This window comes from Gordonibacter sp., from assembly GCF_036667095.1.
In the GTDB taxonomy this organism is placed as follows: Bacteria; Actinomycetota; Coriobacteriia; order Coriobacteriales; family Eggerthellaceae; genus Gordonibacter.
On record NZ_JAVWUP010000075.1, the window covers coordinates 2794 to 12468 of the forward strand.

Sequence of the window (9675 nt, forward strand, 5' to 3'; positions counted from 1 at the left end):
TCGGTTTCCGCGCCCTTAATGTGGACGGTAATCATCCCGTTTGCGTCTGTTACGTTTTGCTCGCCGTACAAGATTCCCTGCGTAAGCGCCTTTACTTCCGCAAGGACGGTCGTGAACTGTTCACTATTGGATGACTTGGCGACATGCATCGTTTCGCCATTCAGGTCCTTTAACTCTTCGGTGTCTGACTCAGTGGCAAAGGACACGCCGTCCTCACTAATAAAGCCGCAGCACTTAAACGCCGCGTCGAGCGGAGCTGTAAAGTCGACCGGCTTGATGCTTCCCAGCGGCGCGCGGAAAAGGTACCCGCCCGCTACGCCTTTGCCGGAGCTGACGTTGTCGTCATTGTTTTTGTTGTAGTCTTTTACCACGTTTATCTCCTTAAAGATTAAAACCCGCTTCGGCGGGTTAGTCGTTTACGGTTATATCAACCAGCAGGCACCATCTAGGGGTGCCGCTGTCCATATCGCGGTCGCGGTATTCCGATGCGATGTGTACGCCGGTTATGTTGCTCACGTCGGTTAGGCTGCGTACGGCTGTCTTGACCCGATCAGCAATCGCCGCCGCCGTTTTGCGCGATGGTGCCCAACACTGGACTAGCAGACTTTTACTTCCTATACCGTACACACTCGACGTTCCGCCCGTTTGCTCTACTGTTACAAATTCCGCGGGGCGGTCATGTGGTACGTCGTAGTGCGCTGGCACCGTGAGCCTACTCGCAAGATGGACACACAAAGCTTTTTCCACGTCCATAGCTACCTCCCCGCGTCAAGGCTTTTTAAGAGCACCGCGTTTTTGTTGGATGCTGCCTTGCCGTGTGGCGTGGCAGCGAAGGCGCGCGCTTTTACCGATACGTGACCCGTGTGGGCTCTCGCCATAAACGGGTCAAGCGACATGGTATCCGGAGACGTTTTCGCGCAAGCGGATGCCGCGATTGCTTGTGCGCGAGATAGCAAATCTGCCTTGACGCCGCCTGATTTAAGCACCGATTTACAACCCGAGCTAGACATTTTTACCTCGACCTTACCCATTGCAAGCCTCCACTTCCGCGCGCATCCACCAAGCGGTTGGGCAATTATCGCGGCACGGGCGAGGGTCGCCTATCACGGCGTACTCGCCCACCTCGCCACTGATCACAACTCGACAACCACGCAGCGCGCCCGCATAAGTGCACGGGAAGGCTAGCGTAAACGCCACCATCGTCCCGCTCGGGCGCGACACGCCCGCAATGTCATGGGTGGCGCCGGGAACAACAAGCACGTTGTCCACGACCTCTTCCGCCCACGTCTCGATTGGATTGCGGTCGTCGTCGTAGTGTGTCGTTGACCGCCGGACGGTCACCCGCTTACCCCGAAACATCAGCACCTCCATATGGCCACACTGCCACTATCTTTTGCCCGCCGATGCCTAGTAAGCGACGCTCGGATTTTGACATATACACCTCACCATAGGGGTTTCCCAGCGTGTAGGTGGCAGAGAGCCCTATGGCTCCCTGGCTAATCTGCGTTGCCCCCGCTGGCACGTCCGACGATACCGATGATACCGCCCTGTTAGCCATAGACCGGCACGCCTGCATGAGCTTTTCGGCATAGTCCGGCGTTGGGCTAACGTAGGGGATGCCCGCGCGGTCAAGCGCTGCCGCTATCTCGCGCGTTGCGTCCTTTAGGACCTCTTCGAGCAGGTAAACATCGGGCGGTGTGCCGTAGCGAGCCTCGTATTGTGCGGTTGTCGCAAACGGCTGCATGGGCTACACCGCCGCCAAGATACCCGCAGAAGTAAGACTATCGATAAGCGCGTCAAACTCTGCCTTGGTCGGTGATGCTCCTGCCGCCTTGGCGACCTTTGCCGCCTTTGCGGGGTTAATCACGTCAACCGGCATACCATCCCAGCCGACAAACACAACATCGGTCGGGATAATAGACGCCGATACCGTTGCATCCGCTGCCGCAACAGCCCGTGCAACTACGGGGATACTAGTACCCATGACTACACCGCCTTAAGGACTGCAAAAGCGTTGTAGTCAAGCACCGTCCAGGAATATACGATTTCCGTGCGGTATGCCACCTGGTTATAACGCTTGAGGTCGCCCAAGCCATCGGGATCGCCCTGCGTGATGACCTCCATACCGAGGTCGCGCACAACGCCCCACTTAATGTTGGAAAAATCGCCAAGGATGCCGAGAACCTTTGTCGGCGAGGTTGCCAGGCGCCCATTAACCGTGCCCGAAACCGCAGAGGCGATACCGTCGACGTTGCCAACCTGCAAGTTAAGCGGGATATCGGGATATACGCGCTGACCAGTAGAGCCGATGCGCAGCTTGCGCATATCGTTAGCGAGCTGCTTCGAGAGCGCCAGACCGTTTACGTCAAAATCATTATTGATTTTGTCGACAAGCGCATCAATATCATCTTGCGGGTTGCCCGTGGTGGTAACTGCCTTGCCCTTGGCGGTAAGCTTATTCCAGCCCGCGATTACCGTGCCAGTCAAGGGGTTGATTGCGTGGTAAAGGCCGTAGTCCAGCGCACGACCAAGAGAGCCGCCCGCAGCGTCGATGATGGCGTCCATGATTTCCAGCTGGTTATCTTCATCGGCCCACTGCACTTCTTCGTTCATGCGGATGGTAACTTGCGCTTTGTGGACGCCCCCAGAAACGGGCGTGAACTCGGCGGACGTGGGCGATTTAGCCGCGCCTTCAGCGACAAATTCTGCCTCTGGCTCTTTGCTAAAAATGATATGGTTAATGTCCTTGAAAAGCTGCGGCGTTGACGGGGACAACGCCTGAATGGTGGACGTATCACGCGATCTCCGAATGATGCCCTTCGCTACCTCGCGAGGGAGGATAAGTTTTGCCGTGCTTAAAGATTCTACTGCCATTCTGTTCTCCTACTCTCGCCCGAATAGTTTTCGGGCAAAGTCTTCTCTTTCACCTGCTGGTTCGTTGTTTGACGGCTTGCCTAAGTTGATTGTCGGCGCCGTCGGTTTCGCGAAATATTCCTTGAGACTTTCGGCGTGCGCCTCGATCTCTTCTTTTGTGGATCCGCGTAGCACTTCGGGCGGAACACCCGTTGCCGCAGCCGTTGCGTTTACCAACGCGGCGCGCTCTTTTTCTTGCTTGTAACTCTGGGCTTCAGCTTTGGCTTCTTCCGCTTCGGCTTTTGCCTTTTCAAGCTCGCTCATTTGGGCGTCTCTGAGTTTTTTCAGTTCGTCGGACGCTCCTTTGTTTTCCTTTGCGCGCGCCTCCCATTTGCGTGCTTCGACTTTCCAGTCGGTATCGCCCTGCGGCTCTTGCTCGCTGGGTGTTGGCTCTTCGTTTGCTTCGGACATGGTGTCCTCCTTTCGTCCCGTGCGGGACAACAGCCCCCGTGCGGGGGCGTACGATATATGCCCGTGTTCTGGGCATGAAAAAGCCACCTCGTAAGGTGGCTAGATTCCTAGGTTTTAGTTGGTGGGGGCTAGAGCCTACCCATCCATCCGTATTTTGCTGCGTCATCACCAAGCTGTATGTTGCATCCATCGGCGGCAACACGAGGCTCGCCGGAGGCTCCAAAGGTGCATCCGTCGTCTATATCCACTTTCCCCGCGCGCTCCGTGCAATAAAGCGCCGATTGACCAACAAAGCCAAACGGTGGCTTAAGGGCGGCGCTGGAACAATGGGCGCACCGAACTACGTCTTTCATACCTGCTCCTCCCCGAGGCATAAAAAAATCCGCCGATGACGGAGGGTTCATGGTATAATTATGGGTAGAAAAGGCGGTTCCTACCGGGGTTAAGTTCACCGGTGTCTGGAGCCGCCTTTCCTATGCCCGCACAACCCTCCTCATACTACCGCCGTGATCGACTATCAGCACCTGGCGGATCTCGGCGAATTCGCCATTACTAAAGATGCGACGAATCCCAGTTTCCATGTCATCGAGACTTGCGCCGTTCAAGGAACCACTGAGCAGCAGCCTATCTGTTCCTTTGCCCAACGCTCGTTTCATTTGGTTTTTGACAGTCTTTTCGTTCCACTTCTCGGGTATCTTGAATTCCCAGGGAGAACCGTTCAGTCGCGCATCGGCCGTCTTGATACCTGTCTTGTTGACTTCCTTTATGAACCGCACGCCAAATCCATTATCTGCCAAGACGTTCGCCGCAGATGTTTCTTTCGGCAAGGGCTTCGCTCCTTGCTCTTTTGCAATCTCGCATCTTGCGCCATCAATAAACCACTTCGGGTCGCGGGTTCCTATTTCGGCCGACAGGCGTTTATTAACGTAGGCATCAAACGCCTGTCCCTGTTTTCCTCCATGGCGCGCAATGTATGCCTCGCGCTTTTCCTTCGGGAGCGCTTCCCAATCTGCGCGGATTCCCTCGCGACCGCCGAGTGTCTCCAGGCACTTCTTGTTTCGCGCATACATGCCGTCTGGGTCGTACCCAGAGACGCCCATCCCCCCAAACTCCGGCACGATACGGCAGTCGCAGTCCGCGTGGTAGTGCCCACTCGACCCGTAGACAAACCCGAACGACGCGATAAGCAGGCAAAACGAACACGTTTCTGCGCCCGCCGGTACCCGCGCATATCTTGGCTTGAGTGGGTCGCGCGCGGAATTGAACCCAATGCAATCCCCCGCTGATTTCTTAATCTCATAATCTACCCGGTCGGTGAGTTCCCGGGTAAAGCGGTCGGTAGCTCCCGGCTTTTTTACGGATTCTATGAGCGCCTTTACCGCGCCCTCCGTAGCCTTGGGCTCTCGCATCGACTCCGCAAAAGCACCAAAGCGTTTGCCGACAGCTGCCGTTCTCAATTCGTCGTAGAATTCAGCTGACCGCGCGGCGGCTAGGTCGGTCATCTCACCGCAGACCATCTCCATTACTTCGACCGCGATTGCCCGCAGCTCCGACACGTCGCTCCACTCTGCGCTGGCTAAGGCGTTAAGCACCATCTGCCTACCCGCAGCGGAAAAAGCGTTAAGCTCCGTCGTTAGCTGATCCAACATCTTGCGCGGTATCTCCAACAGGTGCCTCCTTAGGTGCAACAAGCGACGCAACCACGGCGTTTGCCTGGGCTCTCTTTTTGTCGCTCATAAGTCGCATAATCTGGGCGTCATCGTAGCCGAGTTGCTCTAGCGCAACACGTGATTCGCCTATCCACGGGATAGCGCCAATCTGCTGTACCATCGCGTCCGACTGGCTTACAACCGACGGCAGTGAAGGGTTCATAAAGCGCGGCTGTATCGTCTTGTCGGCGTCCGTTAAATCTCCCACGGCGACGCCTTGAGCGACCGCCATCATGAGCAGTCCGATACGCCGCAAAGCAGAGCGGTTATCTCTGTTGAAATTCGACGCTTCAATAACCAAGTCTTCCTTCGCCGCATAGATAGCTTCGGCGGATGAAGGGTTGTCGTGTATAACGCCTAAGCTGCTTACCGGCACGCCCGTTTCCCCGGAGAACCGGGCGGCAAGATCGCGCATATACTCGGTGTGTGACTGCATGCTACCTTGGGGGAATTGACCAACCTGCATACGCTCACCGTTTTCGTCAAGGCCGAGCGCGAGGAAGCTACCCATGTAGGCTTCCCACTTAGTCTTGTCGTCAAAGATGTCATCGGTAGCGCCCATGATGTACTTCTGGGGCGCGGCAACGAATTCAGCGGCCACTTCCGAGCGTAGGGCTTCGCGTACCGCAGAATCGGTTATCGCCATTACCGGACGGCTGATACGCGACTTTCCGAACGGCCGCCCCAGCCTTGGAGCATAGCGCACAGCCTCCATGAGGGGCACGCCGTGTGGGTTAGACTCGCGTGCCTCCAACACCCAGCGACCATTGCGGTTCCATCGCAGCACTAGCGTTTCACTTCGGGTAAAGACGTTTACGAGCGCGGGCCCAATCACGCGGCCGCTTGAGTTGCGGCGTACATCGGCAACCACCATGCCGCACTTGATGCGGTTGAGGCGGTAGTCCCATATGGCAGCTCCGTCGCGCGCCGAATGCGCCGAGGCGATAACGTCAGGCTCCCCGAACCCGCCTTTCGTGATGCAGAGAAAAGAGCAGGACGATACGAGGGCGTCGGTAACCGCCTGCGAATACGCCGAGACAAAGTCACAATCGCCAACCACCGCGTCGAGCTGGATGTTCGTATCTGTTCCCTGGAAGGTATATCCCTCAAAGACGGCGCGGTTAGCCATGGCATCAACCGCCTTGGCGGGCCACCCGACATACGTTTCCACTTTTCGCAGGGGTGGCGGAACGGCTATGCCGAGATCGCGCAGGCGATTATGAGCCGAGTAGTACTGCTCCCGCAGCGCGTTTCTTCCGCGCTTGCGCCACCAGGTAGCCAGGAGGGCGTTTACGGTTAGAAGCTCATCATCTGTCATGCCCGTAACCGATCGCACAGGCGTTAAGTCCATAGGGCTTGTCACAGTATTTTTACCTTCCTCCCGGGGTTTCTTTTTGTCGTGCGCGCTCCGTAAAGCGCAAGCGATGCGGATTCAACCGGGCATGAGAGCGACCCCGCCCCATCGCCGAACCCGAAGCCGTCTTTTCCTATAACGCGGCGCACCGACTGCACCACCGATTCATCAAGCGTCGGTGAGGCGATGTGCGAGAGGCTCTGCGCACTAACCTCATCTACGAACATCGAGGCCGCCGCTTGCACCTTTGCCGGTGTCCCCTCTTCAATGGCGCGCTTAGGGAAACCACCGTCTATAAGGCGCTGTACAAGCGCCGCAACTCCCGACTTACCGTCAATAACACACACCGCTATCTTGTCGGCATTGCGCAGAAGCATGTCAGAGAGCCACGTAGTGCTGCTTGGCGTTCCTGCTATCTCGTAAAGTTCGACGTATGCCGCCCCGCCGCGTTCGGCTCGCGCCCACGAAACCGCAACCATCGACCCGTCAAGGGAAAACTTCACGCCGAAGGCAAGTCGCCCAGTTTCCATCGGGTGCTGCGTCACACACACCTCCCATGCTCCCGCCGGTATGACCGTGGAAGCTGAAGTTCCAGGCAACCAGTAGCCAAAGTACTCTTGCGCTGCGGCCAGTTCGTCCGGCAGCATCGAGCGTATGCCTGAGCGGATAGCGTTGATGTCGGCATGACCTGATCCGAGAGAGGGGTTGACGCTGTAAAGTCTCGATTCGTCGAGTACGTCCCCCACCTCTGACACGCCCCACTCAAGCCACGACAGATCGTCGCCGCACTCATCGCAAAGAGCCTCGTTTCGCATCTGCGTGAAATTCTGCGCATTGCTTCCCGCGCGCGTCGGCGTGCCAAGGAATACCGCTTGAAAATTATGCTTCGCCCCCGACGAAGTCGTGGGCATGATCGCCTGCATGTGCTCGGACAGCAGCTCTTGGGCTTCGTCTAAAAAAATCACGTCGAAGCTGTACCCAAGCGCCGCTGACTTGGTGCGCGTAGAGAAGGCAAGAACGCCACCGTTGCTAAGCTCGAATGCTTCCTGCGCGGTCTTGGAACTGGCCGACATAACAAGCCGGTTGAATGCCTTAATACCGTAGTTGTCGTTGGGATGGCGCCCAAGAATTTTTCTGAATCTGCTGAGCATCTCGCACGTGGTTGAGTAGTTGTGATCCGTCCAGAGCACCTTGTACCCCATCACGGATACGAGGAAAAGCGCCCACAGGATACCGTCGACCGACTTACCCGTCTGCCGAGGTATCGAGGCTCCGTTTCGGCGGTGCACCCACTGGCCGTGTTTGTCAAAAGTAGACCATATCCCGATAACATCAACCTGCCAGTCGAGCTGTTCGTACCCAGCGAGCCGAGCCGTCTCCATGACCTCTTGCGCAAGATTTCCGACACCAGCGCTTTGCGCAATGCAATGCCTAGGCGGACATGCGCTGCGCGATAGACTTAGCGAGGGTGTCAAAAGCTGCGCTGGTATCATCCTCGGAGCCTCCCTCCATTTTGTCGATTAGTTCGACCGTGGCGCGGTACTCCCGGGCAAGACCGGGCATCTCTTTTGCGCTGGCCTCTTTTATGGACCTGCGAAGCATCTCGCGCAGTTCCCTCAGGCGCGCTAGCGCGCCATCGGGTGCGTTACAGCCCCCATCGTCACTCGGCGCCTGTTGTTTACACTTTTCGCGCAGGTTTTCGGCCTTAACGATGTTGTTGATGCAGGGGCGAGAGCGCCCCAGCTTTTCCGCAATCTTTGCAACGCTTAACTGCGGGAACATAGAGCGTACGAACTCCCGCTCGGTATCCGTAACGGGACCCTTCGCGGTCATGTAAAACCTCCGTTTACAAACTGTAAGTCTGGTTTGAGAAAAAGGCACTGTGCCTGTGGGGTAGCCTTGCTGGTAGGGGGAGGGTATAGCCCCCTGACCTTACCAAGCTCTGCTTCTTATTATCCGAAGTCGACGCGCCCCCGCATCCCCTGGCATGCGGTTCCCCCGTCGCTGATTGCAGATGCGATGCGCGGCATCTACGTTCGTGTAATCGAGTGGGTCGCCCCCGCGTGATACGGGTACTAGCTCGTCTACTTCAAAGCTCATGGGGTCACCCGCAGGAAGCGAGTAGTCAATCACTCGCCCGCAGAGGTGGCACGCTCTGCCCTCAGCGGATAGCCTTGCTCGCAGCTTACGGCGGGCATGCCCGTTCTTAGTCCGTGGGTTTGGCTTACCCATGGCGCCCATCCATCGGTGACCCGCTGTTTGCGAAGCACCTATCAAGACCAGCGTACAGGTCAGCTCGGACTATCCGTCCGGTAGCAGGTAGCCTGTGGGGCACGCGGATGCCGCAGGCTCTCAACATCGCCCGGCTCACGGCCGTATCAAATCGCAGGGCTGATCTGATCAAGTAATCAACAGGTATCATCGCTGTCCCCCTACCAGGGCATAAAAAAGCCGCCCTTTTGGACGGCCTAGGTTTGCTTTGTTTTTTTTGACCCATACAGAATATCAGGTTTAACCGTGCAAAAACGTGCAGTCTTTTTAGATCGCCGCTGCATTAGGTATCGGGTCGCGCCTCCACAACTCCGGCATCGCATAGTATATTTCTCTGGTACCTGCCTCTGCGAAGTGGATGGTCTGCCTCCGGCTGTACCCGACGCGCCTGGATACTCCCTCCCACGTAAGCCGATCCACTGTGTGCAACCACACTATCCATCTGCTCACATGGGCTGGCTTGCACAGCACGCGTGCGAACTCAAGGTCTTCGGCACAGTGCGTGTACTCCTCACTCCATTTGTCGCGCAGCTCCATCAGTTTTACGACCCCATCGGGTAGCGCGTCCTTGTTAGCGGCACCACCGCCGCCATCGTAGGACACCCCCAACAGATGCAGCCGGGCGTTCTGATAGGCGATATCGCCCTCTATCGCCCGCATCGTCGCATCAAGGCTGCGAACATATAGCAGGTAGTCGTTAACACAATACCTCATCACCTCGCGGTCGTGCGTCATTTAATCACCTCTATCGTGTGCGGCGGCGTAACCTTGGTCGCAATCATCTTGCGCGGCATGCCCCAATCAGCGATCTCATCGTGTAGCACCAAGTGGTCGACGTCCTCAGGTCTAAGCGCATCATCAACCACGCAAGGCTGGCGGTTTTCGTGGCGCGCATACCAGCCGCGCATCACCTCATTGCCATCACCATCAAGTACACGCACCATCGGCACGCCCTGTAGTGGGCCTAAATCTGTCATATCCTCACACCTCCCCCGCGCCCTATCAGCCACTCGCTAA

The 9675-nt window shown here is 57.0% G+C and carries 13 protein-coding genes; all 13 read right to left on the reverse strand.

The window, feature by feature from the left end:
* A partial coding sequence (locus RR842_RS08140) for a hypothetical protein (RefSeq protein WP_332729432.1) occupies positions 1-371 on the reverse strand: 371 nt, incomplete at its 3' end.
* Between the two features lie 384 nt (positions 372-755).
* Positions 756-1031 (reverse strand): hypothetical protein, encoded by a 276-nt coding sequence (locus tag RR842_RS08145; protein WP_332729433.1) that lies wholly within the window; start codon positions 1029-1031, stop codon positions 756-758.
* Positions 1024-1359 (reverse strand): hypothetical protein, encoded by a 336-nt coding sequence (locus tag RR842_RS08150; protein ID WP_332574317.1) that lies wholly within the window; start codon positions 1357-1359, stop codon positions 1024-1026. Before RR842_RS08150 ends, RR842_RS08145 begins: the two co-directional genes overlap by 8 nt.
* A complete protein-coding gene (locus RR842_RS08155; RefSeq protein ID WP_332574316.1) occupies positions 1346-1744 on the reverse strand; it encodes a hypothetical protein in 399 nt (132 codons plus the stop codon). Before RR842_RS08155 ends, RR842_RS08150 begins: the two co-directional genes overlap by 14 nt.
* 3 nt (positions 1745-1747) lie before the next feature.
* The gene (locus RR842_RS08160) at positions 1748-1984 is read right to left on the reverse strand and encodes a hypothetical protein (protein ID WP_332574315.1); all 237 of its coding nucleotides are present in this window, start codon (positions 1982-1984) and stop codon (positions 1748-1750) included.
* 2 nt (positions 1985-1986) lie between these two features.
* Positions 1987-2874 (reverse strand): phage major capsid protein, encoded by an 888-nt coding sequence (locus tag RR842_RS08165; RefSeq protein ID WP_332574314.1) that lies wholly within the window; start codon positions 2872-2874, stop codon positions 1987-1989.
* 9 nt (positions 2875-2883) lie between these two features.
* Positions 2884-3324 carry a hypothetical protein gene (locus RR842_RS08170; protein ID WP_332574313.1) on the reverse strand — a complete coding sequence of 147 codons (441 nt, stop codon included), beginning with the start codon at positions 3322-3324 and terminating at the stop codon, positions 2884-2886.
* Between the two features lie 473 nt (positions 3325-3797).
* Positions 3798-4991, reverse strand: a complete 1194-nt coding sequence (locus tag RR842_RS08175) for a hypothetical protein (RefSeq protein WP_332729434.1) — start codon at positions 4989-4991, stop codon at positions 3798-3800.
* Complete coding sequence (locus tag RR842_RS08180; RefSeq protein ID WP_332729435.1) at positions 4945-6396, reverse strand: phage portal protein; 1452 nt, start codon at positions 6394-6396, stop codon at positions 4945-4947. The genes RR842_RS08175 and RR842_RS08180 overlap by 47 nt, the downstream gene beginning before the upstream one ends.
* Positions 6393-7769 carry a hypothetical protein gene (locus tag RR842_RS08185; RefSeq protein ID WP_332574310.1) on the reverse strand — a complete coding sequence of 459 codons (1377 nt, stop codon included), beginning with the start codon at positions 7767-7769 and terminating at the stop codon, positions 6393-6395. Before RR842_RS08185 ends, RR842_RS08180 begins: the two co-directional genes overlap by 4 nt.
* Before the next feature lie 49 nt (positions 7770-7818).
* Positions 7819-8220, reverse strand: a complete 402-nt coding sequence (locus RR842_RS08190) for a hypothetical protein (RefSeq protein ID WP_332574309.1) — start codon at positions 8218-8220, stop codon at positions 7819-7821.
* Positions 8221-8925: 705 nt separating this feature from the next.
* Complete coding sequence (locus RR842_RS08195) at positions 8926-9393, reverse strand: hypothetical protein (RefSeq protein WP_332574308.1); 468 nt, start codon at positions 9391-9393, stop codon at positions 8926-8928.
* On the reverse strand, positions 9390-9635 hold the full coding sequence (locus RR842_RS08200) for a hypothetical protein (protein WP_332729436.1): 246 nt from the start codon (positions 9633-9635) through the stop codon (positions 9390-9392). Before RR842_RS08200 ends, RR842_RS08195 begins: the two co-directional genes overlap by 4 nt.
* Positions 9636-9675: the final 40 nt, after the last annotated feature.

What these genes read in the sequence shown, in the direction of transcription:
- RR842_RS08145 (WP_332729433.1), bottom strand. Translation starts at nt 1,031, where the DNA reads ATGGGTAAGGTCGAGGTAAAAATGTCTAGCTCGGGTTGTAAATCGGTG.
- RR842_RS08170 (WP_332574313.1), bottom strand. Translation starts at nt 3,324, where the DNA reads ATGTCCGAAGCAAACGAAGAGCCAACACCCAGCGAGCAAGAGCCGCAG.
- RR842_RS08185 (WP_332574310.1), bottom strand. Translation starts at nt 7,769, where the DNA reads ATGGAGACGGCTCGGCTCGCTGGGTACGAACAGCTCGACTGGCAGGTT.
- RR842_RS08160 (WP_332574315.1), bottom strand. Translation starts at nt 1,984, where the DNA reads ATGGGTACTAGTATCCCCGTAGTTGCACGGGCTGTTGCGGCAGCGGAT.
- RR842_RS08165 (WP_332574314.1), bottom strand. Translation starts at nt 2,874, where the DNA reads ATGGCAGTAGAATCTTTAAGCACGGCAAAACTTATCCTCCCTCGCGAG.
- RR842_RS08190 (WP_332574309.1), bottom strand. Translation starts at nt 8,220, where the DNA reads ATGACCGCGAAGGGTCCCGTTACGGATACCGAGCGGGAGTTCGTACGC.
- RR842_RS08200 (WP_332729436.1), bottom strand. Translation starts at nt 9,635, where the DNA reads ATGACAGATTTAGGCCCACTACAGGGCGTGCCGATGGTGCGTGTACTT.
- RR842_RS08195 (WP_332574308.1), bottom strand. Translation starts at nt 9,393, where the DNA reads ATGACGCACGACCGCGAGGTGATGAGGTATTGTGTTAACGACTACCTG.
- RR842_RS08150 (WP_332574317.1), bottom strand. Translation starts at nt 1,359, where the DNA reads ATGTTTCGGGGTAAGCGGGTGACCGTCCGGCGGTCAACGACACACTAC.
- RR842_RS08155 (WP_332574316.1), bottom strand. Translation starts at nt 1,744, where the DNA reads ATGCAGCCGTTTGCGACAACCGCACAATACGAGGCTCGCTACGGCACA.